This is a genomic window from Pandoraea sp. NPDC087047 (genome assembly GCF_044745225.1).
Classification (GTDB): domain Bacteria; phylum Pseudomonadota; class Gammaproteobacteria; order Burkholderiales; family Burkholderiaceae; genus Pandoraea.
Genome location: NZ_JBIUZU010000009.1, coordinates 99,197 through 123,726 on the forward strand (window position 1 = coordinate 99,197; position 24,530 = coordinate 123,726).

Here is a 24,530-nt window from a genome sequence, read left to right on the forward strand (position 1 = left end):
ATCCTCACATACAGCTTATCGGAAACTATACTTTATATTGAACTAGTTTCAATATATTGGAAAATTCTAATATCCCGGAATTCATATGGCAAGTACTCCCGCTGCGTCCGCGGTGTCCCCGATCGCCCCGCCGCCCGTCGGCGACATGATTCAGCAGTTGCGCAAAGAGCGCGGCATGACGCTGGAGACGCTCTCGCGCGCGTCCGGCGTGTCGAAGTCGATGCTCTCGCAGATCGAGCGCGACAAGGCCAACCCGACCATCGCCGTGGCCTGGCGGCTGGCCACCGCGTTGGGTGTGCGGCTCGATCAGTTGCTGGGGGCCCCGGCGGGCGATCCGGAGCCGGTGCGCATCTTCGGCAAGCACGAAACGCCGACACTGGCCGGGGCCGAGCATGCTTACCAGTTGAAGATCCTCGGGCCGATGGAGCTGGCCGGGAAGTTCGAGTGGTATGAACTGACGCTGCAACCGGGTGCGGCGCTCGTCTCCGAGCCGCACGATCCGGGCACGCGCGAGCACTTCACCGTGTTCGACGGTCAGGTGGACATCGAGGTCGAACACTTCGCCCGCCGCGCCAAACCGGGCGAGACGGCCCGCTATCCGGCCGACCGGGCCCACGCCATCCGCAACGTCGGCAAGTCGGTCGCGCGTGGCCTGATGGTGGTGATTCACGGGTAATTGGAGCCTCCCGCTCCCTACCCCTACCTCCCCCGCACCGCCCGCCCTGCCGGCGGCGGTGCGCGCGGCGTCATGCGTCGCTCAAGTCCTCTCCCAGACTGCCGTTAGCACACGTTCGGTCCGTGTCTTCATCAGGGGCACTGACACTAAATCGACAACCGGACCGCTCGGACGTGCCAACACGTCACGCGCGGCCGCCGCAAACGACACCGGCGCGCAATGAGTGGGGATGACGAAGTGATGCAGCAATTGAGTTTGAAAGCGAAGTTATGGTCGGCCGTCGCGCTGATGTGGGTCAGCCTGCTGGCCATGGCCCTCTGGGGCGCATGGGCCCAGCGCGACACCATGCTGGCCGAGCGCCGGGCGGGGCTCACGCACGTCGTCGACTCCGGTCTGAGTCTGGTCAAGCACTACGCCACCCGGGCCGAGCGCGGCGAAATCAGTCTGGCCGACGCCCAGAAACTCGCACGCGAGCAGATCGGTGCGATCCGCTACGACGGCGAAAACTATTTCGGTATCTTGAACTCGCAGCGCGTGATCGTGCTGAACTCGGTCAATCCGAAGCTCGAAGGCCGCGACATGAGTCAGTTCCGCGATCCGTCGGGCAAGCTCATGTTTTCGGACATCGTCGCCGCCGCGCGCACCAACGATCCGTTCGTCACCTATCTCTGGCCGAAGCCGGGCTCGGACAAACCCGTCGAGAAAATCAGCCGCGTGGGCGCCTATTCGCCCTGGGACTGGTATCTGACGACCGGCGTCTACGTCGACGATATCAACGCGGCCTTCATCGGCGCCCTGTTGCGCTGGGGCGCGATGCTCGCCGTGGTCGGCCTCGCGGTGTCGGGCGTCATGCTGCTCATCATCCGTAACGTTCAGCAAAGTCTGGGCGGCGAGCCCGAGTACGCCACCGATATCGCCACGCGCATCGCCGACGGCGATCTGCTCACGCAGGTGCGTCTGCGCGAGGGCGACGGCGCCAGCCTGCTCTTCGCGATGCAGCGCATGCAAGGCAATCTCCAGCAAATGATCGGACGCATTCGCAGTGGCACCCGCGCCATCACGCTCGCCGCACGTGAAATCGCCGAAGGCAACACCGATCTGTCGGCGCGCACCGAGCAGCAGGCGGCGGCGCTGGAGGAAACGGCGTCGTCCATGGAGCAGCTCACGTCGACCGTGCGTCAGAACGCAGACAATGCGCGTCAGGCGAGCCAACTGGCGGAGAATGCGTCGGCCATCGCCGTGCGCGGCGGACAAGTGGTGGATCAAGTGGTCGACACCATGGAGCGCATCTCGCAGAGCTCGGGCAAGGTGGTCGATATCATCAGCGTGATCGACGGCATCGCCTTCCAGACGAACATTCTCGCGCTCAACGCTGCGGTGGAAGCCGCGCGGGCCGGCGAGCAAGGTCGCGGTTTTGCCGTCGTCGCCGGTGAAGTGCGCACGCTTGCCCAGCGCAGTGCCGCCGCAGCCAAGGAAATCAAGGAACTGATCGAATCGTCGAACGGCCGGGTGCAGGACGGCTCGGTGCTCGTCGCCCAGGCCGGTCAGACGATGCACGATGTCGTGCAGGCGGTGCGACGTGTCACCGACATCATGGGCGAGATTTCGGCGGCGTCTGCCGAGCAAAGCAACGGCATCGAGCAGGTGGGACGCGCCGTGACGCAAATGGATGAAGTCACGCAGCAGAACGCCGCGCTCGTGGAGCAGGCCGCCGCCGCGGCCGCCTCGATGCAAGATCAGGCGCACTCGCTCGATCAGGCGGTGGCGGCTTTCCGTATGAATGGTGCGGCGGCGGATCATGCGCCGGCGCACAGTACAGCAGCCGTCGCCCTTCAGCGGCTTGCCGCGTAATTTATCGCTTCATTGCCGCGCAGAGACTGCGCGGCCTGAAGGCGCAAAGCCGTCAGGCCTCGCCCAACGCCCCTGCCATGGCCGCATCGATGATCTGACGGGCGACCGTCGGCAAAATACGCAACGGGGGCGAGCCGGGCCCGAAGGTCTGGCTCGCGGCGTAGGCGCCTTCGAGAATCAGCGATAGCGCGTCGACCAGCGGCGCCGGTTCCCGCAAACCGGCAGCCGTGACAAGCGTCGTGAAGCGTCGCACCACCTCTGCCTTATAGCCCACCACCGACAGACGCGCAGCGTGCGCCGGATCGGGGAATTCGGCCGCCACATTCACGAACGGGCACCCGCGATAGCCGGGCTTGCTCGCCCGCTCGGACAGATCCACAAAGATTTGCAGCAACTGCGCACGCGGTTCGCCGGGGTGTTTCGCAATGCTCTCGTCGATACGCGCGAGACTCGCCGTCTGCATATGGTCGAGGTACGCCAGAATCAACTCGTCCTTCGACGCGAACTGACGATACAGACTCATCTTGTTCACACCGGCGCGCTTGACGACGGCGTCCACACCCACGGCGCGCACCCCTTCGGCATGAAACAACGCGACAGCCGCGTCGAGCAAATGCTGCTGTGCGATGGGCGCAGGCGTGATGTGCCGTCCTGCGGTCGATTTGGCCATGCTCTGACGCTCCCTGATCTGTGGCTTGCGATGGCCCGGCGCGACGAACGCTAAAGCCCTGCCATCGCAATGGAATACTTGACATGTTACCGATCGGTTCATAACATGGCAACCTGATGTTACCGAGCTGTCACAACCCTAACGATCAACGTAGACAGCCCGGGTCTCGCAAACGTTCCCGGTTCGGCATACACAACCGAATCTCAGCAAGGATTTCCGCCATGAGGGCAGCACTTGCACGGCGCATCGACGGGCGCTTCCACTATGGGTGGATCGTCGTCGGCGTTATTTTCCTGGTTCTGCTCGCCTCGGCGGGCATTCGCGCGACGCCCAGCGTCATGATGGTGCCGCTCGAGCACGACTTCGGCTGGAGCCGTGCCACGGTCTCGCTGGCGATTTCCGTCAATCTGGCGCTTTACGGCCTGACCGGCCCGTTTGCGGCGGCGGCAATGCAGCGTTTCGGCATTCGTCCGACGGTCATGGTGGCCTTGCTGTTGCTCGCTTCGGGCACAGCACTCTCCTCGCTGATGACGGCTCCCTGGCAGATGGTGCTGATCTGGGGCGTGATGGTTGGCGGCGGTACCGGCGTGGCGGCCGTGACCCTGGCGGCCACCGTGTCGAACCGCTGGTTCCACACGCATCGCGGTCTGGCGATGGGGATTCTCACCGCCAGTTCGGCCACCGGTCAGATGGTGTTCCTGCCGATCATGGCCGCGATTACCGAGAGCTACGGCTGGCGCCCCGTGGTGCTGATCGTGGCGGCGGTCGCCGCGCTGGTCTTGCCCCTGGTGGCGGTGCTCGTGCCGGAGCGCCCGGGTTCGGTCGGCCTGCGCCCGGTCGGCGCACCGGAAGACGCACCCGACGTCCAACTCGCCCAAGGCAACCCGCTCACGACGGCACTCTCGGCGTTGCGCATGGCGGCCGGCAAGCGCGACTTCTGGCTGCTGTTTTTCAGTTTTTTCATTTGCGGCGCGAGCACCAACGGCTACATCGGCACCCACTTCATCGCGATGTGCGGCGATTACGGCATCTCCGAGGTGAAGGGGGCGGGCATTCTGGCCGCGATGGGCATCCTCGATCTCGTGGGCACCACGGCGTCCGGCTGGCTCTCGGATCGCTACAACAGTCGCGTGCTGCTGTTCTGGTATTACGGCCTGCGCGGTCTGTCGCTCATTTATCTGCCGTACGCCTTCGGTTTCGACTTCTTCGGCATTCCGCTCTTCGCGCTGTTCTACGGTCTGGACTGGATCGCGACGGTGCCGCCGACGGTGCGTCTGACGACCGATGTGTTCGGCAAGACGATGGCCCCGATCGTGTTCGGCTGGATCGTGGCCGGCCACCAGCTCGGTGCCGCGACGGCGGCGCTCGTGGCCGGTTCGCTGCGTGCCACGCTGGGCAACTACACGATGGCGTCAATGCTCTCGGGTGGCGTGTGCATTCTCGGCGCGATCCTGGTGCTGCGCATCGCGCCGCATGCACCGAAGCGTCCGGTAGCGGCTGGCGCCTGAGCGGTACGACCCATGGCCGCCGGCCTTCACGGCGGCGAACAACGCGCCGTGTTTTCCGAATTTCGGAGAGGGAAACCGGCGAATTCCGCTGCGACGCCGGTGTGGCAGTCATGACATTGGGGTCGTCGGCACGGCCACGAAAATTGCCGTAATCTGTGCGAGTTTTGTGCAGCACAGCATCCCCCCCACTTCCACAGGACCTTCAGCAATGACGGACTCGCAACGCTCCCAACTCGCCGCGCTGGATACCGACCTTTTCTCGTCGTACCAGCTCGGCCCGCTCGAACTGAGCAACCGCATCGTGATGGCACCGCTCACGCGCAGCCGCGCCAGCGCGGGCGACGTTCCTGGCCCGCTGGTCGCCGAATACTACGCGCAACGGGCATCGGCCGGGCTCATCATCAGTGAAGCCACCAACATCTCGCAGCAGGGCAAGGGTTACGCCTACACGCCGGGCATCTACACCGAAGAGCAGATCGCCGGCTGGAAGCAGGTGACTGACACCCTGCACGCCAAGGGCGGCAAGATCTTCTGCCAGTTGTGGCACGTAGGCCGCATCTCGCATCCGTCGCTGCAACCCGGCGGCGCATTGCCGGTGGCGCCGTCGGCGATTCAGCCGGCCGGTCAGGCCTTCACCGAACATGGATTCGAGCCGCATCCGGTGCCGCGCGCACTGGAAACGTCCGAAATCCCGGGCATCGTCGAGCAGTATCGTCATGCCGCGCAGTGCGCGAAGCGTGCCGGTTTCGACGGCGTGGAAATCCATGCGGCGAACGGCTATCTGCTCGACCAGTTCATGCGCGACAAGACGAACCATCGCACCGATCAGTACGGCGGCAGCATCGAAAACCGTGTGCGTCTGACGCTGGAAGTCACGCAAGCGGTCGTCGACGTATGGGGCGCCGAGCGCGTGGGCATTCGTCTCTCGCCGATCAGCCCGGCGAACGACTGTGGCGACAGCAATCCCGAGCCGGTGTTCACCTACGCCGTCGAGCAGCTCAACCGTTTCGGCCTCGTGTATCTGCATGTGGTCGAAGGCGCGACGGGCGGCCCGCGTGAAGTGGAAAACGGCTTCGATCTGCAAAAGCTGCGTCGCCACTTCGACGGCACGTTCATGGCCAACAACGGTTACGACCTGGCGCTCGCGCTCAAGGCCCGTAAGGAAAACCTGGCCGATCTGATCGCGTTCGGCAAGCCGTTCATCGCCAACCCCGATCTGGTGGAGCGTCTCAAGCGCGGCGGCCCGTTCAACGCGCTGGATCGCGACACGCTGTACGGCGGCGACGCCCGCGGCTACGTCGACTATCCGGTGCTGGACGAGTCGGCAGCGTAACGACGATTGACGTTGCCGATGGATAGATAGATCGATTGGCAACTAAGCAGTCACGAAAAGGGCGCCTTCGGGAGCCCTTTCGCTTTTGCGTGGTCAGTCGCCCTCGCTGCCGAGTTCATCAGAGAAAGTTTCGCGAAGCCGCGCCATCGTCTCGCTCAACGACACGCGGTCCAACGTGCCCGAACGCCGCACCAGTCTCAGCCGGTCAATCGATCTGAGATGATCCAGGTTCGCTGTGCCCGGCCGTCAGGCAAACGTTGTGGGGATGCGATAGCGAGAGGCTTGCAACGAAGAGGTCAGCGGTGCAACGATCACCGTCTGCATGTGTTTATGCATCACCGAAGGCGACACCACGACGCAAGTCCGCGTCTTTCTGATCTCGCGCCCGACAGTAGGGGTCAAGGGATGTGACCCAGACCTCTCCTCGCTTCACCACGTCCACGCCTCTTCGTCAGCCGCGTTGGCGAAGCTCCACAACTGAAGCGTGTCCTTTTCGGTGTCCATGTCGCACAGGTCCAGAACCGAAGTTCCACCGACGGCATCCGTCGCCGCGCGCGCCTCTTCTCTTTCGTACATCCTGCTCTCCGATTTGATACCCCCTGCTCCCTCTCGCGTGGATTGAGGGTTATCGTCGCAGCGCGACTCGTCAAAGTAAACAGAGGCGAAAGTATTCCGGAATATTCCTGAAGCGAAACACCGACAACTTGCTTAGGCCGCGCGCTGCCCCTGCCAGCGCATCAGATCGGCGCCCGCCGGGTTCTGGTACATGCGCAGGTCGAACTCCGGCAGGATAGCCAGCAGGTGATCGAACACATCGCCCTGCACGCGTTCGTATTCCGCCCACACGATCGTGTTCGTGAAGCAATACACCTCGACCGGAATGCCCGTTGCCGACGGCTGGAGCGAGCGCACCATGCATGTCATGCCTTCGTGAATGTTCGGATGCGCCTTCAGATACGCAAGCGCATACGCGCGGAAGGTGCCGATGTTCGTCAGACGCCGCGTGTTCGCCGGCACCCCCGCCGCGCTCCCCAACGCTGCATTCGCGTCAGCCAACGAGCGCTGCTTCTCGGACAGATAGTCGCCAAGCAAATGCAGCTTCGACAGACGCGCCATCTCGGCGTCGTCCAGAAACCCGACGCTCCCCGCATCGATGCACAACGTGCGCTTGATGCGACGCCCGCCCGATTGCTGCATACCGCGCCAGTTACGGAAGCTCTCGGAAATCAGTCGCCACGTCGGAATCGTCGTGATCGTCTTGTCCCAGTTCTGCACCTTGACCGTATGCAACGCGATATCCACTACGTCGCCATCGGCTCCGACCTGCGGCATCTCGATCCAGTCACCCACGCGCAGCATGTCGTTCGACGTCAGTTGCACGCTCGCCACGAACGACATGATCGTGTCCTTGAACACCAGCAACAGCACCGCCGACATCGCCCCCAGCCCGGAGAGCAGCAGCCATGGCGAACGGTCGATGACCGTGGCCACGATCGCAATCGCCGCCACCACGTAAAGCGCGATCTTGCCGAGCTGAACGTATCCCTTGATAGAACGCGTGCGTGCGTGCTCCGACATGGCGTAGACGGTTTGGGCGGCGTCCAGAACGCCAGCGATGGCCAGCGTGGCGTAGAGCAGTGTCGTGGCCAGCGCCACGTTGCTGATGACCATCACCGCTTTGGGCGGCAAGTCCGGCACCAGCGCGATGCCGAACTGGATCACGAGATACGGCAGTATGCGTGCCGCACGGTGAAACACGCGATGCGCGAGCAACGCATCGTCCCAGCGATTCGCCGTGCGCTGCACAACGATGCGCACCACGCGCACGATGACGAATTGCGCCACCGCCTGCACCAGCAGTGCCGTCACGATCAGTATCGCCAGCCCGACCGCCATCCGCGCCCAGGCCGCATTGTCGAACCACGCTATCACCGCATCCCACGTCATCCCGCAACTCCTTGACTTACCGATTGCTCTGCTTGATTACTCTGGCCGCCCCGCCGGGCAGACTCAGGACAGACCGAGGATAGACAAACGCAAAAATGACGGCCACCTCGGGCCGTCATCCTTGGATTCGCCAGACGGACGTCGTTCACCGCCGTCTTCCGGAATTCATGCGAACTCATGCACTTTCATGCGCATCCATAGGCGCTCACGCCCCTGAAACGCATCAGTACATCGAACGAGCTACACCGCTTATACCGACGCCCCGAACGGCACACTCGCCACCACGCTCGGCGCGCCCGGCAACGACGGGGCAATGATCGTACCACCGCCATTGCCGCGCGACTTGCCCGAACTCAGATAGTCCGCGATGGAGTCCTGCGTTACCTCGCCGAGATACTGATTGTCGTCGCCCAGCACCGGCAGCGACGCCAGGTTGTGCTCGTACATGCGCGAGAGCAGCACGCGCAGGTTGTCGCTCGCACCGGCCGATGCCTTGAAGTCGCGCACCCGCTCGCCGCACGTGCCCTGCGCGTGACGCGTATCGCGCCGCGCAATGTACCCCAGCGCGCGGGCATTCTCGTCGACGACCACCAGCGAGCGCGTGTCGAGTTCGTCCATCATGCCGTACGCCTCGGCCAGCGTGGTCTGCGGCTTGACGGTCGGCTGCGGCGTCGCGGCGTCCTCGGCGCGCACCAGCAGCAGACGCTTCAGAATTCGGTCATGTCCCACGAAGCTCGCCACGAATTCGTCGACGGGGCGCGCCAGCAAGGCATCCGGCTGCGCGTACTGCACCAGACTGCCCTGACGGAAGATCGCGATGCGATCCGCCAGTTTGATCGCCTCGTCGATATCGTGGCTGACCATGATGACGGTCTTGCCCAACTGACGCTGCATTTGCAGGAATTCGTTCTGGATCGACTCGCGGTTGATCGGATCGACGGCGCCGAACGGCTCGTCCATCAGCAACACGGGCGGATCGGCGGCCAGCGCACGGATCACGCCGATACGCTGCTGCTGCCCCCCCGAGAGCTCGCGCGGGTAACGCGACAGATAGCGCTTCGGATCGAGCGCCACCATGCCCATGAGTTCGGTCGCGCGCTCGCGGCAGCGCTTCCTGTCCCAGCCGAGCAGACGCGGCACCACGGTAATGTTCTCCTCGATGGTCATGTTCGGGAACAGACCGATCTGCTGGATCACATAGCCGATGTGGCGGCGCAATTCGATTTCGTTGATCTTGCCGGTGTCTTCGCCGTTGAGCAGAATGTGCCCGGACGTCGGCTTGATCAGACGGTTGATCATCTTGAGCGTGGTCGTCTTGCCGCACCCCGACGGGCCGAGGAAGACGCAGATTTCGCCCGGCGGCACCTCGAGGCTGACCGAGTTCACTGCGGTCACGCGCGTGCCGTCCTTCTGGACGAAGCTTTTGGTGAGATTGTCGAGTTTGATCATACGGTTCGGATTCCTTTCGGTGTCAGCACGCGCTGAAGGCGGTGCAACAGGGTGTCGGCAACGATGGCGAGCAGACTCACCATGACCGCACCCACGACAAGCTGCCGGGTATCGCTCTGGCTGATCCCCTGGGTAATCAACACCCCGAGACCGCCGGCCCCGACGATGGCACCAATGGCCATCACGCCAATATTCATCACAACGGCCGTGCGCACGCCGCCCAGCACCACCGGCACGGCCAGCGGCAATTCCACCAGGCGCAGGCGCTGCCAGAACGTCATACCGATGCCGATGCCCGCTTCGCGAATGCTCGGGTCGATCTGTCGCAATGCGAGACTCGTGTTGCGCATGATTGGCAGCAACGAGTACAGGAAGACGGCGGCAACCGCCGGCGCAGGCCCGATGCCTATGCCGTAGACGGACAGGGCCGGGATCATCAGGCCGAACAGTGCAATCGACGGGATCGTGAGCACGACGGTGGCCAGGCCAAGCACCGCGCCCGAGAGCCAGCGAAAACGCGTGACCAGCACGCCCAGCGGCACGCCGACCACAATGGCCGCCCCGACCGAAGCGGCCACCAGCCACGCATGCTGTCCCGTGAGGACCAGAATGCGGTGCCAGTTATGCGTCAGAAATTCAATCATGGGACTCCTCAGTCAGTAACCATCAGGAGCAATGACGTGCTTTCGCCGTCACTGCACCAGCCCTTCCTGCTTGAGGAAGTCGCTCGCCACACGCGATACGGCACGATGATCGATGTCGACCTTCGCGTTCATGTCGCGCATGTTTTCGTCGTTGATCTTCGCGGACAGCGTGTTGAGTTCGTCGGCGAGCTTGGGATTGGCGTCGAGGATTTCCTTGCGCACCACGGGCGTGGCCGCGTAAGCCGGGAAGAAACCCTTGTCGTCGGCCAGCACCTTCAGGTCGAAGCCTTTGTTGCGGCCATCGCTCGTGTAGACGAGACCGGCGTCGATCTGCTCGTTCCTGAGCGCCGTATAGACGAGGCCCGGGTCCATCTGCTTGATGTTGCGACGCTCGAGATGGAAGTCATAGAGCTGCTCCATCGGCTCGAGGCCGTCCGAGCGGCCAACGAACTCCATGTCGAATGCGAACTGCATCTTCGGATTCGAGCGGAATTTTTCGATGAGCTGCGAGACGGTCTCGATGCCTTCTTCGCGCGCCAGCTTGCCCGGCATGGCAAACGCATACGTGTTGTTGAGCGCAGCCGGATTGAGCCAGACGAGACCGATCTTGCTATCGAGATCCTTCACGCGCTCGTAGGTCTGCTGCGGGTCGAGCTTCTCGGTGATCTTGTTGTAGACGATCAGCGCCGTGCCCGTGTACTCCCAGACGATGTCGAGCTGATTGCTCTGCATGCCCTGACGCATGACCACGCTGCCCAGGCCATTCTTGAGTTCGACGTCGTACCCTTTGCTGCGCAGGTACTGCGCCGTCATCTCGGAGAGAATCAGTTGCTCGGTGAAGTTCTTGCCGCCAATGGTGAGCGTGGCGGCTTGCGACGCCATGCTCGTCGCCATCACGCCCAGCACGAGTGCGGCAGCACCGAGCAGACGCATCCAGCGCGGCATGACGGCGGCCAGCGTACGGAATAATGAAACTTGCATACGTGTGGGTCTCCTTTGTCTTAGCGCGTCGTGGCGCCGTGACGTGCGAACCAGAGCCCGCTTGTGAATGCGACGATGCCGTCGAGCACGAGCGCGAGCAGCGCAGTCCCGGCAGCGCCGAGAAGCAGCTTGGTCTGGTCGTTCAGATAGATGCCCGGGAAAATCAGTTGTCCCAGACTGTCCGCGCCGATCAGGAATGCGAGCGGCGCAGTGCCGACGTTGATCGCGAGCGCGGTGCGAACGCCGCCGATGATGACCGGCATGGCGTTGGGCAGGTCGACGCGAAACAACACCTGCGCGGGCGTCATGCCCATGCCGCGCGCCGATTCCCGCAAGGCGGGCGGTACCTGCCGCAACCCTTCGTACGCATTACGCACGATGGGCAGCAGCGACGCGAGCCACAGCGCCAGAATCGCCGGGCGGTCGCCAATACCGAGCACGGCCATCGACAACGCCAACACGGCGAGCGACGGCAGTGTGTTGCCGATGTTGAACACCTGCACGGCGCGTTCGGCGTGTTTCTCGAACATCGGCCGCGAGATCAGCACGCCTGCGGGCACGCCGACCACGATAGCCAGTGCCATCGATATCGCCACGAGCTTGAGGTGCTGTTGGGTGTAATACACCAGGTCGCCCCGGTACTTGACGAGCGAGTCCACGCCCAGCCAATACACCAGACCAGTGACTGCGGCGGCAACACCGAGCAGTCCGAAGCCGGCCAGATAGAGAATGCGATACTGCTTCGCCACGTTCATGCTCCCTTTGAATGGGTTGGCAGCGCTGCGCGCGAGGCAATAGCAATCACCCCGCGTGACAACGCGGTCAAACAAGCATGACAACTGTTAGCTGCCTTGCGAATTGTGATGTGTTCGATCCGAAGGTCTGTGGAAGACGACGGTCACGAACAAGGCGTCGCGGAATGCGACATGAGAGACGAGCTTTCGACGCCGTGGGCGCCTGGGCCTCTCGGTGCACGCTTATTGAAAGCGCGCGAATGTTTTACTGCACGAACTCATTGCTTGATGGAACGAACGCCGGCGCAACGAGGAACACCGGCAACGCTTCTGATTCTATGGGCCAACCGCAGCGATTGGCTTTTTTTATTCTAGTACAGATAGTGCGTCGATGCCAACCCGTAGCATGTTTTTAGTGATGAATCCTGCATATTTACACGCAATTACACGGCATATTTTTCATATGAATCGGATAACGAATTAATTGCGCGCGCTGTAATCCCCCGTCATTACTGGGGTGACGGAAGGAAAGCCCACGAGGCAAGACCGAGAGATTTACCGCGTCCCGAAATCCGTCATCCCGATGTTCCGCATAGCGGACCGATGTGCCGCACCGAATTATTTTCCGGGACACGCGAAACGCGTTTCGAGACCGCCGGTGCCGCGCGTCACCCGTCCGAAATCCGCATGTTCACTGGGGTCAAACGCGAATTTAGAGGGCCGCCCCGTAAACGGGTGCCAACCCGGGGAAACTCGTGTATTCTCCGAGGTTTATCTTAGTTTTCAATCATTTAGCGCAGAATCGGGGAAACGCGACGGTAACGTCAGGCCATGACCTGACGGCCATTTGCGGGTGCGATGATTGAACGGTAGGAAAAGCGATCGTGCGCCGGCACGAGGTCGTTGAATGGCGAATAACAACTATGAAAAGTACCATCAGCCGTACCGAACAGGGCAATCGCGTTGCCGCGACCACGATCCTGACTGCGTGCGCCGCGCTCACACTCGCGGGATTTCTTGCACGCACGCTCGAAGGCGCGGTGAATCCGTTACTCACCTTCTTTCTCGTCTCGGCTGGCGGCATTCTCAATCTGTCGACAGCGTGTCTGCTCGGCGTTCAGTACCTCTACAACGGCAAACGTTATTTCGCGCAATTCGGCTGTGCATTTTTACTGCGCGGGCTGTTCATGTTCACCGAGGGCGTGCTGCTCGCGAATCAGCTCGCGGGCATCTCGACCCACATCACTCGCGCGCCGTTCTGGCTCTGGCTCGTTGCGGAGGCGAGCTTCGCCGCGTATGTGATGTTGAGCGTGCGCAGCTATTCGCGCACGCGTAGCGATCCGCATACGCGCCCCGGCTATCCGGAAGCCGCACGCTACGGCGCCACGGTGCTCATCATCTGGGCGACGGTTTCGCTGTCGGTGGTTGGCGCAGGACGTACGCTGGTCACGCCCCATCTGGCCGGTGGCATCGACGTCGAAACGCTTGCGCTCGGTGCGCTGTTCGTCGCCTATCTGGCGCTGTGGTGGCGCGTCGCGGCGGTTACGCGCTTGTCGCACAAGCTGTTCCTGCTCGTGTGGGTCGTCGTCACCATCTCGCTGTGCCAGTTGCTGCTTTCGCTGACCGCGCCGAGCGAAGCGTCTTATCAATGGTATGCCGCGCGTCTGCTCGCGCTGGCGTCACCCGGCGTGGCGACACTCGCCCTCGTTTGGGAAATCACCCGCCAATATCAGTCGCTCGCGCTCACGAACACGGATCTGGTGGAGAAGGTCTTCATCGATCCGCTCACGCACATCTACAACCGCCGTTACTTCGACAACCGCATTCGCCTGGTTGCCGAGCGCGTGCAACAACGCGCGATTCCGCTGTCGGTGCTGCTGATCGACATCGACTTCTTCAAGCAGGTGAACGATCGCTACGGACATCCGTTCGGCGACGCCGTGCTGCAACGCATCGCCACCACGATTCAGCATTGCATTCGGTTGCCGAGCGACTTTGCGGTGCGCCTGGGCGGAGAGGAGTTCGCAGTGGTACTGCCGGAGATCGATCAGCACGCCGCGCTTCGTGTGGCCGACCGCATTCGCGAATCGGTCAAGCACGCCAGTTCGGATCTGCTGCCTCAAGCGGCGCGCGACGAAGGCGAGGCCATCACGATCAGCGTGGGCATTGCGTCGTGGCAGCCGGGCGAGCCGCTCGTCATCAGCGCGATGCTCGACCGCGCAGACAAGGCGCTCTATCAGGCCAAGCACAAGGGACGCGATCAGAGCGTGCTGGGGCAGATAGCGGCGTAAGGTTGCCACCCATCGTCAAGCGCGCGACGGCGGCCCCTTCAATTCGACGGTATTACCATCCGGATCGTTGAGATAACACGACGGCCCTTCGCCGTGCGCGCCGTAGCGCTGCACCACCTCTCCCAACGTCACACCATGCGAGGCCAGCCCCTTGCGGATAGCCTCGTCGTCGAACGGTTCGACGCGCAGGCAGAAGTGATCGAGATTGCGGCCTTCGGGGCCGGGGGCCGCGCCGCCCTGTCGGCCTATCGCGCCGGCAACGTCGACCAGATCGATCAGGGCGTCGCCCGCGCGCAGTTGCACCAGCCCGATGTCCGCCTGCACCTTTTCCAGCGTGCAGCCCAGCACGTCGATATAGAAGTGCTGCAATCTGGCCACATCGCAGGTGCGCAACACCACATGATCGAGCGCGACGAAGGGGATCTTCATCGCGCGCCCGTCAGGCACTCAGCGCATAGCGCCGCCGTTTCTCGACCTTGGTCTCGTGCGTCACCTCGCTGCGGCCGTCTTCGAATACCGTCTCCAGCCGCACCGTGAATCCCCACAGACGCGCCACGTGCTTGAGCACCTCCTCGAAGCTGTCGTCGAGCGGCTTGCGCTCGCTTTGCACGTGACGCAGCGTGAGCGAACGGTCGCCGTGCAGGTCCACATGCGCGACTTGAATATTGGGTTCGAGCTGACTGAGGTTGTACTGCTGCGCGAGCATCTCGCGAATCTCGCGATAGCCGGTGTCGTTGTGGATGGCGGTGACACGCAAACGGCTGTCACGGTCGTCGTCGAGCACAGCGAACAGTTTCAGATCGCGGATGACCTTGGGTGAGAGGAATTGCTGGATGAAGCTCTCGTCCTTGAAGTTGCGCATGGCAAAGTCGAGCGTCTTGATCCAGTCGGTGCCCGCGATATCCGGTGCCCAGTGGCGATCTTCCTCCGTGGGCGCCTCGCACATGCGGCGAATGTCCTGGAACATCGCGAAGCCCAGCGCATACGGATTCAGACCGCTGTAATACGGACTGTCGAACGACGGTTGATACACCACGTTCGTATGCGCGTGCAGGAACTCCATCATGAAGGCGTCGTTGACGAGCTTCTCCTTGTAGAGCTGCTGAAGAATCGTGTAGTGCCAGAACGTCGCCCAGCCTTCGTTCATCACCTTGGTCTGACGCTGCGGATAGAAGTACTGAGCGAGCTTGCGCACGATCCGCACGATCTCGCGCTGCCAGGGCGCCAGCTTCGGGGCGTTCTTCTCGAAGAAGTACAGCAGGTTCTCCTGCGGCTCGCCCGGGAACGGCGGTTCGTCCGAGTCGGTGGGATCGAGCCCGTCGTCCTCGTCGTCGTCATGCAGTGCATGATGCGGCAACGTGCGCCACAGGTCGTTGATCTGCAATTGCAGATAGTTCTCGCGCTCTTTCTGGCGCGCCTGCTCCTGCGCGAGCGACAGCCGCTTGGGTCGCTTGTAGCGATCCACGCCGTAGTTCATGAGCGCGTGGCAGGAGTCGAGCAGCAACTCCACGGACTGCTCGCCGTAGCGTTGCTCGCACTCGGTGATGTAGTTGCGCGCGAACAGCAGGTAATCGACGATGGCGTCAGCGCTGGTCCACGTGCGAAAGAGGTAATTCCCCTTGAAGAACGAGTTGTGACCGTAGCTGGCGTGCGCGATGGTCAACGCCTGCATGGTCATGCTGTTTTCCTCCATCAGATAGGCGATGCAGGGGTTCGAATTGATGACGATCTCGTAAGCGAGCCCCATCTGCCCGCGCTTGTAACCGCGCTCGGACGACAGGAAGTGCTTGCCATACGACCAGTGGTGATAGCCGATGGGCAAGCCGACGGTCGCATAAGCGTCGAGCATTTGCTCGGCGGTGATGATCTCGATCTGATTCGGGTACGTATCGAGCTTGAAGTTCGCGGCAATGCGCGCGATCTCATGCTCATAGCGCTGAATCAGTTCGAAGGTCCATTCCGATCCGGTGGATATATACGCCATGATGCGTCCTCGTTGCCCTCGTTGGGGTATCGACGCGGGACCGTTTCAGGCCGCCTTCTTCTTGAACAGGTCGTGCAGCACCGGATAGATCTCGGCCGCTTCCATGATGCGTTGCATCGCGAAATTCGGATGCTGCTGCTTGACCGACAGGTATTCGTTCCACAGGTTCTGCGGCTCGGCGCTCGCGACCTCCACATACGCGAAGTACTGCACGGCCGGCATGATCGACTGCATCAGAATATCGCGGCAAATGGGCGAATCGCCGTCCCAGTTGTCGCCGTCGGAGACCTGCGCCCCGTAGATGTTCCAGTCGCTCGGCGAGTAACGATCCGCAATGATTTCGCTCATCAGCTTAAGCGCACTGGAGACCACCGTACCGCCGGATTCGCGGGCGTAGAAGAAGTCGTCTTCGTTGACTTCCTTCGCCGTGGTGTGATGGCGGATGAGCACCAGATCGATACGCTCGTAGTTATGCCGCAGGAAGAGGTAGAGCAGCATGAAGAAGCGCTTGGCGAGATCCTTGCGGCTCTGGTCCATCGACCCGGAGACGTCCATCAGACAGAACATGACGGCCTGCGCTTGCGGGCGCGGCTGCATGATCCGGTTCGAATACCGCAGATCGAGCTTCTCGATGTACGGAATCGCTTCGACGCGCGTACGAAGATGCGTGATCTCATGGGCGAGCGCCAGCGCACGCGGGGACGTATCGCCCTCACGCGAGACGAGGTCCTCATACTCCGCTTCGAGCTCGCGCAATTGCTTGCGATACGGGGCCGTGAGTGCGATGCGCCGGCCCAGCGAGCTGCGCATCGTGCGAATGACGTTGAGGTTCGACGGTGTGCCGTCGATCGAATAGCCCGCACGAACCTTGCGGAACTCGGGAATCTGCGCGAGACGACGTTTGGCGAGGTCCGGCAGCGCCATGTCCTCGAAGAAGAACTTCAGGAATTCCTCGCGCGAGAGGTTGAAGACGAAATCGTCCTCGCCCTCTCCCGAGTCGCTGGCGCGGCTTCCGCCGCCGCCAGACCCCGATGGCGGACGCTCGAAGTTGTCGCCCACCACGAACTCGCGATTGCCGGGATGAATCATCTCCCGCCGCCCGCCGGGCCCGTGGTGGAACAACGGCTCCGAAATGTCCTTGACCGGGATCGAGACCTGTCCGCTGCCATCGATATCGGTAATCTTGCGCCCAGCCACTGCCTTCGCTACCGCGCGACGAATCTGATCGCGATAGCGTTTGATGAAACGCTGCTGATTGATGGCGCTTTTGTTCTTGCCGTTTTGCCGTCTGTCGATGATTGCTGACATAGTGGCCCCGATTGGTTGCTACGAGGATTTGCGCACGCGCAGATACCATTCCACAAGCAGGCGAACCTGCTTCGGGGTATAGCCCTTTTCCACCATACGGTTGACGAAGTTGGCGTGCTTTTCCTGATCCTCCTTGGACGACTTCGCGTTAAACGAAATCACCGGCAACAAATCCTCGGTGGTCGAGAACATGCGCTTCTCAATGACCGCACGCAGCTTCTCGTAACTCGTCCAGAGCGGATTCTTGCCCGCGTTGTTGGCGCGCGCGCGCAGAACGAAGTTGACGATCTCGTTGCGGAAGTCCTTCGGGTTGGTGATCCCGGCCGGCTTTTCGACTTTCTCCAGTTCGTCGTTGAGCGCCGTGCGATCGAGAATCTCACCGGTATTCGGATCGCGATACTCCTGATCCTGAATCCAGAGATCCGCAAAGTTCACGTAGCGATCGAAGATGTTCTGACCGTACTCCGAATACGATTCGAGGTAAGCGGTCTGAATCTCCTTGCCGATGAACTCCACGAACGGCGCGGTCAGATACTCCTTGATGTAGGCGAGATAGCGTTTCTCGACTTCACCCGCATACTGTTCGCGCTCGATCTGTTGTTCGAGCACATACAGCATGTGCACCGGGTTGGCCGCCACTTCGGTGTTGTCGAAGTTGAAGACCTTCGAGAGCACCTTGAAGGCGAAACGCGTGGACATGCCCGTCATCCCTTCGTCCACCCCGGCGTAGTCGCGATACTCCTGGTACGACTTGGCCTTCGGGTCGATGTCTTTGAGGTTTTCACCGTCGTAGACACGCACCTTCGAGAAGATGTTGGAATTCTCGGGCTCTTTCAGACGCGTGAGCACCGCGAACTGAGCGAGCATCTTGAGCACGTTCGGCGCGCGCGGCGCGTTGGCGAGCGAGCTGTTCTTCACGAGCTTCTCGTAGATCTTCACCTCGTCGGTCACGCGCAGGCAGTACGGCACCTTCACGATATAGATACGATCGAGGAAAGCCTCGTTGTTACGGTTGCCCTTGAAACTCTGCCACTCCGCCTCGTTCGAGTGGGCGAGCACGATACCGTCGAACGGAATCGCACCAAACCCTTCCGTGCCCTTGTAGTTGCCTTCCTGCGTGGCGGTCAGCAACGGGTGGAGCACCTTGATCGGCGCCTTGAACATTTCCACGAATTCGAGCAGGCCGCGGTTGGCCAGGCACAGGCCACCGGAGTAGGAGTAGGCGTCCGGGTCGTCCTGCGGATATTCCTCGAGCTTGCGGATATCGACCTTGCCGACGAGCGACGAAATGTCCTGATTGTTCTCGTCCCCCGGCTCGGTCTTGGCGATAGCGATCTGTTGCAGCACCGATGGCCGCACTTTCACCACACGGAACTTGGTGATATCGCCGTTGAATTCATTCAGACGTTTGGTGGCCCACGGCGACGGAATCGTATTGAGATACCGCAGCGGAATGCCGAAGTCCTCTTCCAGAATCTTGCCGTCTTCCTCCGAGGAGAACAGGCCCAGAGGCGACTCGTGCACCGGCGATCCCTTCAGGCAATAGATGGGGACGTCTTCCATCAATATCTTGAGCTTCTCGGCCAGCGACGACTTGCCGCCGCCCGGGGGCCCGAGCAGATACAGGATCTGTTTGCGCTCTTCGAGACCCTGCGCCGCGTGCTTGAAGAACGAGACGATCTGCTCGATCGTGTCTTCCATGCCGTAGAAGTCACGGAAGGCAGGATAGATCTTGATGATCTTATTGGAGAACAGCCGCGAGAGTCGCGGGTCGTGATGCGTGTCGATAAGCTCAGGCTCACCGATCGCGCGCAACATGCGCTCGGCTGCCGATGCATACGCAGTCGAATCCTTCTTACAGATCTCCAGATATTCCTGGATGCTGTATTCCTCTTCCCTGCGTGCTTCGAAACGTGTCGTGTAGTGGCTGAAAATATCCATATGCCTCACCCCCCGCTTCATCGGAAAACACCGCAATGCGATGCCCGCTCTGTTGCCTAAGACCCGGAAGACTGCGCAATGGTTTCGACCTGGCTCACTGCATGCCGGAGCGACTGACGCGAAACCTTTCGCACTGTCCCCTCCCTTACATGAACGACTCAAAATCGGTTTAGGTTGACTTTAAACTTGTCAGTGAAAATTGCAACCGTTAACTCATCATATGCACAAACAAAAAAACTGTCGCTAGATATTTTCCGCAGCGCTAAGCATTCTCGATAACCCGCATTCCACAAGGGTTTCCACACGCTCTACGCATTGCGCACGTCAGGCGATTCATGTCAATAATCGAGCGATTTTCCCGGCATGACGTCACGCACAGCGCACTCGGGTTTGCCTGCATTCAATCACGTTTATCTACCCCCCTCATTTATTAAGGAATCCTATTCATTAAGGGAAATTTCACACAATTTTTCGACGCACACCGTGCAGTATTCTCAGGAAAAAAAGTGGGCGGCCCAACGACGTCGACGAAGGCGAAGACGTGGGCGCGAGATGGGCGCTTTCCTATCGAGGCGTCGCGACTGCGCAAAGTCGCGAAGGTCGTGCGATCGGCATGCGCCGGCGCATGCGTGTCACGTGCGGAAAGTCGACGAGGGCAGGATGTCTGAACGGGCTAACCTCCTCCTTGCATATTGCCGATCTCTGGAATGAAGCGAACAGCGTGCCAGACGACCGGGCGTGAAAACATGTTACGCCGGTTCACCAAAATCTGCTGCGCGGATATGTAACGCGTTGTGTAACGCCTTGTGACTCGGCGCAGCGCCGCCCGGCCGCACCCGCCGACGGTTTCATGCAATAATGCAACTTTGTTGCATTTATTACACAGTTGCAAACTGTGTCCGGGCATAGCCCAACTCGTCCATGATTCGTTTCTCCGTTTGGCTCTACCGTCTCGCAGGCTGGGAACGCACAGCACTCACACTGCTCGTGCTCGTACCGCTGTGGGCGCTCGTCTTCTGGGCGCTCAAAGGGGTGGCCTCGTGATCGGTTGCCAGAATCTCTCGGTCCGGTTCGGACCGAATATGGCGCTGGAGGGTGTGAGCGCCACGTTCGCGCCCGGCGTGCTCTCGGCGGTCGTCGGCCCCAATGGCGGCGGCAAGACCACCCTCCTGCGCGCGCTTGCGGGGCTGCAAAAGGCCTCGACGGGCAAAATCGTCTGCGACGGGCCGGTGGCCTATCTGTCGCAGCGCCCCGAAACCGATCATCGTTTCCCGATGTGCGTCGAAGAGTATGTGCTGACCGGCACCTGGCGGCGCACCGGCGACGCTCGTCGCCTTGCGCGCGAAGAATTCGACCGCGCACTCGATGCCCTCACCCGCGTCGGCCTCGCCGAGAAGCGTGCGCAGGCGCTGGAAGTCTTGTCCGGCGGTCAATGGCAGCGCGCCCGCTTCGCGCGCCTGATTGTCGAAGACGCTCCGATCGTTTTACTGGACGAACCACTCACCGGCATCGACGTGCCCTCGGCGGAACTGTTGCTGGCATTGCTGGATCAATGGCGCAACGAGGGTCGCACCGTCGTGACCGTACTCCATGATCTGCCGCTGGTACTTGAGCGCTTCGCGCACGTCGCCGTCATGGCGGGCCGGCTGGTGGCGTCGGGCACGCCGTCCTCATGTCTGCATGGCGGATTCCCGAGCGCCGACAGTGCGATCGGCGGCACGCATACCGGCCTGTCGGGCGCGGGCGGCTATACCGCTTTCGCTGCGAATCCGGGAGCGCCCACGCCGGGAGGCCATCGGTGAGTGCTTTGCTGAACCTTATCGTCGGCCCGTTCTGGGAATTCGATTTCATGCGGCACGCCCTGGTCGGCAGTCTGGCGCTGGCGCTCGGCTGCACCCCGGTGGGCGTGTTCCTGCTGCTGCGCCGCATGAGCCTGATGGGCGATTCGCTCTCGCACGCAGTGCTGCCAGGGGCGGCCGTCGGCTATCTCATCGGCGGCCTGTCGTTGCCGTGGATGGCGGGAGGCGGCATGGTGGCCGGCCTGCTCGTCGCCCTGCTCGCCGGGCTGTCGAGCCGCCGCACGCGGCTGGACGAAGGCGCGTCGTTCGCCGGCTTCTATTTGCTGGCGCTCGCGGGCGGCGTGGTCATCGTCTCGAAGTGGGGCAACAGCGTCGATCTGATGAATCTGCTGTTCGGCTCGGTGCTCGCGGTGGACGATCCGTCGCTGATCCTCGTGGCCGGCATCACCACGGTCACGCTGCTGTGGTTCGGCTGGCATTACCGCGGACTGGTGCTCGACAGCGCCGACCCGACGTTCCTCGGCCACGGTCAGGGCAAGGGCGTGATGCGCTACCACCTGGGCTTCACCGTGCTGACGGTCATGAACCTCGTTGCAGGGTTCCAGGCGATGGGCACGCTCATGGCCGTGGGGCTGATGATGTTGCCGGCGGCCACTGCCCGGCTCCTCGCCCGTACGCTGCCGGGCATGCTGCTCACCGCGTGGGTGGTGGCAAGCGCGTCGAGCGTGATCGGGCTGCTGATTTCGTATTATCTGGCTTGCCCATCCGGGCCGGCCATCGTTTTGACGGCAGGCGTCGCCTATCTGGGCGCGCTGCTTGTTTCGCCGGGCAACGCCAACGCTGCGAAGGCACCGGCGCTTTAAGAGAGGAAGACATGTTCGGATCGGTTAAATGGCGCCGTGATTCGTGGGGCCGCCAGTCGTGGGGCCGCACCGTGTGGCGTGGCGCAGGATTATTCACCGCAATGTTTGCCTTGGCGCTGGCGGTCGCCAGCCCGGCACGCGCGCAGGACACGCGCCTGCCCGTGGGCGTGAGCTTCAGCATTCTGTCCGACATCGTGAAGGTGGTCGGCGGCGACCGGGTCGACGTCACCACGCTCGTCGGTCCGGATCAGGACACGCACACTTATGAACCCACGCCGGCAGACGTCGCCAAGCTCTCGAGCACCAAACTCTTCTTCGTGAACGGTCTGGGCTTCGAAGGCTGGCTGCCGCGCCTGATGAAGTCGAGCCACTACCCCGGCACGCTCGTCACGGTCACGAAGGGTCTCAAGCCCCGCACGATGGTCGACGACGGCAAGACCGTGACCGATCCGCACATGTTCCAGGACCCCGAGCGTGTGAAGACGATGGTGGACAACATTGCCGCCGCACTGTCGCAAGCCGATCCGGCCGGCGCCAGCTACTATGCCGAGCGCGCCAGGAACTATCGCGGCGCGCTGGACGACCTGATCGTCTGGGCCAACAAGCAGCTCGCCCCGATCCCGCAGTCGCGCCGTGTCGTGCTGACCTCGCATGACGCCTTCGGCTATCTCGGCCAGCGCTTCGACATCAGGTTCCTCGCCCCGGAAGGCGTGTCCACGGAGAGCGAAGCCAGCGCCAAGGATGTGGCGAATCTGATTCGTGTGATCCGTCGCACGGGCATCAAGGCGGTGTTCATGGAGAACATCTCCAACCCACGTCTGGTGCAGCGCATCGCCCACGACGCCAAGGTGACCGTCGACGGCAAGCTCTACTCCGACGCCCTGTCGCAGAATCCGGAAGCCACGACCTACCTCCAGCTGTTCCAACACAACATCCGCGCCATTGCCGCCGCGATGAAGGACAACCGCTGATCGCGCTCAGGCTCCCGCGCTCCCCCTCGGTGCACGCGGTATAATGCGTGCACCACACACCGGCCCCGCTACGGAGGTCCGGACAGGCCGGCCATGCCGGCTTTTGCGTTTGGGCCGCCCCTTTCTCGTGCGGCCGGATACTGAACCCCAGAAACCTCCCTGAATTCACTCATTCATTATTACGGACGCCCCCAGGTTAATCACTGCGAACGGCGCACACTCAATGGCTAAGAAGATTTACATCAAGACGTTCGGCTGTCAGATGAACGAGTACGACTCCGACAAGATGGCGGACGTGCTCGGCGCAGCCGAAGGTCTCGAGAAGACCGACACTCCCGAAGACGCAGACGTCATCCTGTTCAACACCTGCTCCGTGCGCGAAAAGGCACAGGAAAAAGTGTTCTCGGACCTGGGCCGCATGCGCGCGCTCAAGGAAATCAAGCCGGACCTGGTCATTGGCGTTGGTGGCTGCGTCGCCAGCCAGGAAGGTGCCGCCATCGTGCAGCGCGCGCCGTACGTGGACGTGGTGTTCGGTCCGCAAACGCTGCACCGTCTGCCGCAAATGCTCGAAGCGCGCCGCTCGACCGGCCGCTCGCAAGTCGACATCTCCTTCCCGGAAATCGAGAAATTCGATCACCTCCCGCCGGCCAAGGTCGAGGGCGCGACCGCGTTCGTGTCGATCATGGAAGGCTGCTCAAAATATTGCAGCTACTGCGTGGTGCCGTACACCCGTGGCGACGAAGTCTCGCGTCCGTTCGAAGATGTGCTCACGGAGATCGCCGGTCTGGCGGAGCAGGGCGTGCGCGAAATCACGCTGCTGGGCCAGAACGTCAACGCCTATCGCGGCCTGATGGCCGACGGCGAAATCGCCGACTTCGCGCTGCTCATCGAATACGTGGCCGAAGTCCCGGGTATCGAGCGCATTCGCTACACCACCAGCCATCCGAAGGAATTCACGCAGCGTCTGATCGACACGTACGCCAAGGTGCCCAAGCTCGTGAGCCATCTGCACCTGCCCGTGCAGCACGGCGCCGACCGCGTACTCTCGGCCATGAAGCGCGGCTACACCGTGCTGGAGTACAAGTCGATCATCCGGCGTCTGCGTCAGGTGCGCCCGGAGATGTCGATGTCGTCGGACTTCATCGTGGGCTTCCCCGGCGAGACGCAAGAGGACTTCGACAAGCTCATGGCGATGATCCACGACATCGGCTACGACACCAGCTTCTCGTTCATCTACAGCCCGCGCCCCGGCACGCCTGCCGCCAACCTGCCGGACGACACGCCGCGCGAAGTGAAGCTGCGCCGTTTACAGCATTTGCAGGCCGTGATCGAGGAGAACGCCGCGCGCATCAGCCAGAGCATGGTCGGCTCGCGTCAGCGTATTCTCGTCGAGGGTGTGTCGCGCAAAGACCCGAACGAGCTGCAAGGCCGCACCGAGAACAACCGCGTGGTCAACTTCCCGGCACCCGAAGCACAACGCGCGGGCCTGATCGGCCAGATGACCGATGTTGTGATCACCTTCGCCTACCCGCACTCGCTGCGCGGCGAACTGGTCGCCACGCACTGAATGAAGCAGCGAA

At 62.0% G+C, this 24,530-nt stretch carries 22 protein-coding genes; 10 read left to right on the plus strand and 12 right to left on the minus strand.

The features are described from left to right. Positions 1 to 85 precede the first annotated feature (85 nt). Positions 86 to 676: a helix-turn-helix domain-containing protein gene (locus tag ACIPHM_RS18310; RefSeq protein ID WP_400331142.1), complete on the plus strand. Its 591-nt coding sequence runs from the start codon at positions 86 to 88 to the stop codon at positions 674 to 676. Positions 677 to 895: 219 nt separating this feature from the next. After that, the gene (locus tag ACIPHM_RS18315) at positions 896 to 2,527 is read left to right on the plus strand and encodes a methyl-accepting chemotaxis protein (protein WP_400331145.1); all 1,632 of its coding nucleotides are present in this window, start codon (positions 896 to 898) and stop codon (positions 2,525 to 2,527) included. A gap of 52 nt (positions 2,528 to 2,579) precedes the next feature. Here the strand turns inward: ACIPHM_RS18315 and ACIPHM_RS18320 are convergent, their stop codons facing one another. Continuing rightward, a complete protein-coding gene (locus tag ACIPHM_RS18320) occupies positions 2,580 to 3,197 on the minus strand; it encodes a TetR/AcrR family transcriptional regulator (protein WP_400331147.1) in 618 nt (205 codons plus the stop codon). A 221-nt stretch (positions 3,198 to 3,418) separates the two neighbouring features. On the opposite strand from ACIPHM_RS18320, the gene ACIPHM_RS18325 reads away from it, so the two are divergent. Together ACIPHM_RS18325 and ACIPHM_RS18330 are read left to right on the plus strand one after the other, a co-directional pair. After that, positions 3,419 to 4,705, plus strand: coding sequence for an MFS transporter (locus ACIPHM_RS18325; protein ID WP_400331150.1), 1,287 nt, complete (start codon positions 3,419 to 3,421; stop codon positions 4,703 to 4,705). 208 nt (positions 4,706 to 4,913) lie between these two features. Next, the gene (locus ACIPHM_RS18330) at positions 4,914 to 6,038 is read left to right on the plus strand and encodes an alkene reductase (RefSeq protein ID WP_400331152.1); all 1,125 of its coding nucleotides are present in this window, start codon (positions 4,914 to 4,916) and stop codon (positions 6,036 to 6,038) included. Between the two features lie 246 nt (positions 6,039 to 6,284). Here the strand turns inward: ACIPHM_RS18330 and ACIPHM_RS18335 are convergent, their stop codons facing one another. The 7 genes from ACIPHM_RS18335 to ACIPHM_RS18365 all read right to left on the minus strand — a co-directional run bounded on the left by ACIPHM_RS18335 (position 6,285) and on the right by ACIPHM_RS18365 (position 11,814). Then, positions 6,285 to 6,440 (minus strand): type II toxin-antitoxin system PemK/MazF family toxin, encoded by a 156-nt coding sequence (locus ACIPHM_RS18335; RefSeq protein ID WP_400331155.1) that lies wholly within the window; start codon positions 6,438 to 6,440, stop codon positions 6,285 to 6,287. Positions 6,441 to 6,467: 27 nt separating this feature from the next. Further along, the gene (locus tag ACIPHM_RS18340) at positions 6,468 to 6,614 is read right to left on the minus strand and encodes a hypothetical protein (RefSeq protein WP_400331158.1); all 147 of its coding nucleotides are present in this window, start codon (positions 6,612 to 6,614) and stop codon (positions 6,468 to 6,470) included. Between the two features lie 132 nt (positions 6,615 to 6,746). After that, positions 6,747 to 7,985, minus strand: a complete 1,239-nt coding sequence (locus ACIPHM_RS18345; protein ID WP_400331160.1) for a mechanosensitive ion channel family protein — start codon at positions 7,983 to 7,985, stop codon at positions 6,747 to 6,749. A gap of 249 nt (positions 7,986 to 8,234) precedes the next feature. Then, positions 8,235 to 9,434 carry a betaine/proline/choline family ABC transporter ATP-binding protein gene (locus tag ACIPHM_RS18350; RefSeq protein ID WP_400331163.1) on the minus strand — a complete coding sequence of 400 codons (1,200 nt, stop codon included), beginning with the start codon at positions 9,432 to 9,434 and terminating at the stop codon, positions 8,235 to 8,237. Continuing rightward, entirely contained in the window at positions 9,431 to 10,078 is a 648-nt protein-coding gene (locus ACIPHM_RS18355) for an ABC transporter permease (RefSeq protein WP_400331166.1), read from the minus strand. The genes ACIPHM_RS18350 and ACIPHM_RS18355 overlap by 4 nt, the downstream gene beginning before the upstream one ends. Before the next feature lie 48 nt (positions 10,079 to 10,126). After that, the gene (locus ACIPHM_RS18360; RefSeq protein WP_400331169.1) at positions 10,127 to 11,059 is read right to left on the minus strand and encodes a glycine betaine ABC transporter substrate-binding protein; all 933 of its coding nucleotides are present in this window, start codon (positions 11,057 to 11,059) and stop codon (positions 10,127 to 10,129) included. A gap of 20 nt (positions 11,060 to 11,079) precedes the next feature. Further along, a complete protein-coding gene (locus ACIPHM_RS18365) occupies positions 11,080 to 11,814 on the minus strand; it encodes an ABC transporter permease (protein WP_400331172.1) in 735 nt (244 codons plus the stop codon). Between the two features lie 902 nt (positions 11,815 to 12,716). On the opposite strand from ACIPHM_RS18365, the gene ACIPHM_RS18370 reads away from it, so the two are divergent. After that, positions 12,717 to 14,084: a diguanylate cyclase domain-containing protein gene (locus ACIPHM_RS18370; protein ID WP_400331175.1), complete on the plus strand. Its 1,368-nt coding sequence runs from the start codon at positions 12,717 to 12,719 to the stop codon at positions 14,082 to 14,084. Between the two features lie 15 nt (positions 14,085 to 14,099). Here the strand turns inward: ACIPHM_RS18370 and ACIPHM_RS18375 are convergent, their stop codons facing one another. The 4 genes from ACIPHM_RS18375 to ACIPHM_RS18390 are packed head-to-tail and all read right to left on the minus strand — an operon-like array spanning position 14,100 to position 19,317. Continuing rightward, positions 14,100 to 14,513, minus strand: coding sequence for a VOC family protein (locus tag ACIPHM_RS18375; protein ID WP_400331178.1), 414 nt, complete (start codon positions 14,511 to 14,513; stop codon positions 14,100 to 14,102). A 10-nt stretch (positions 14,514 to 14,523) separates the two neighbouring features. Further along, positions 14,524 to 16,068: a SpoVR family protein gene (locus ACIPHM_RS18380; RefSeq protein ID WP_400331181.1), complete on the minus strand. Its 1,545-nt coding sequence runs from the start codon at positions 16,066 to 16,068 to the stop codon at positions 14,524 to 14,526. A gap of 45 nt (positions 16,069 to 16,113) precedes the next feature. Beyond that, positions 16,114 to 17,376 (minus strand): YeaH/YhbH family protein, encoded by a 1,263-nt coding sequence (locus tag ACIPHM_RS18385; RefSeq protein WP_400331183.1) that lies wholly within the window; start codon positions 17,374 to 17,376, stop codon positions 16,114 to 16,116. A gap of 18 nt (positions 17,377 to 17,394) precedes the next feature. Beyond that, complete coding sequence (locus ACIPHM_RS18390) at positions 17,395 to 19,317, minus strand: PrkA family serine protein kinase (protein WP_400331186.1); 1,923 nt, start codon at positions 19,315 to 19,317, stop codon at positions 17,395 to 17,397. A 921-nt stretch (positions 19,318 to 20,238) separates the two neighbouring features. Between ACIPHM_RS18390 and ACIPHM_RS18395 the strand changes: the two genes are divergently transcribed. From ACIPHM_RS18395 to miaB, 5 genes are all read left to right on the plus strand, one after another. Continuing rightward, the gene (locus tag ACIPHM_RS18395) at positions 20,239 to 20,361 is read left to right on the plus strand and encodes a hypothetical protein (RefSeq protein ID WP_400331188.1); all 123 of its coding nucleotides are present in this window, start codon (positions 20,239 to 20,241) and stop codon (positions 20,359 to 20,361) included. Further along, positions 20,358 to 21,119: a metal ABC transporter ATP-binding protein gene (locus tag ACIPHM_RS18400; protein ID WP_400331191.1), complete on the plus strand. Its 762-nt coding sequence runs from the start codon at positions 20,358 to 20,360 to the stop codon at positions 21,117 to 21,119. The genes ACIPHM_RS18395 and ACIPHM_RS18400 overlap by 4 nt, the downstream gene beginning before the upstream one ends. Further along, the gene (locus ACIPHM_RS18405; RefSeq protein ID WP_400331194.1) at positions 21,116 to 21,979 is read left to right on the plus strand and encodes a metal ABC transporter permease; all 864 of its coding nucleotides are present in this window, start codon (positions 21,116 to 21,118) and stop codon (positions 21,977 to 21,979) included. The genes ACIPHM_RS18400 and ACIPHM_RS18405 overlap by 4 nt, the downstream gene beginning before the upstream one ends. Before the next feature lie 101 nt (positions 21,980 to 22,080). Then, the gene (locus ACIPHM_RS18410) at positions 22,081 to 22,950 is read left to right on the plus strand and encodes a metal ABC transporter solute-binding protein, Zn/Mn family (RefSeq protein ID WP_400331196.1); all 870 of its coding nucleotides are present in this window, start codon (positions 22,081 to 22,083) and stop codon (positions 22,948 to 22,950) included. A gap of 223 nt (positions 22,951 to 23,173) precedes the next feature. After that, positions 23,174 to 24,517: a tRNA (N6-isopentenyl adenosine(37)-C2)-methylthiotransferase MiaB gene (gene miaB / locus ACIPHM_RS18415; RefSeq protein ID WP_400331198.1), complete on the plus strand. Its 1,344-nt coding sequence runs from the start codon at positions 23,174 to 23,176 to the stop codon at positions 24,515 to 24,517. The last annotated feature ends 13 nt before the right edge of the window (positions 24,518 to 24,530 follow it).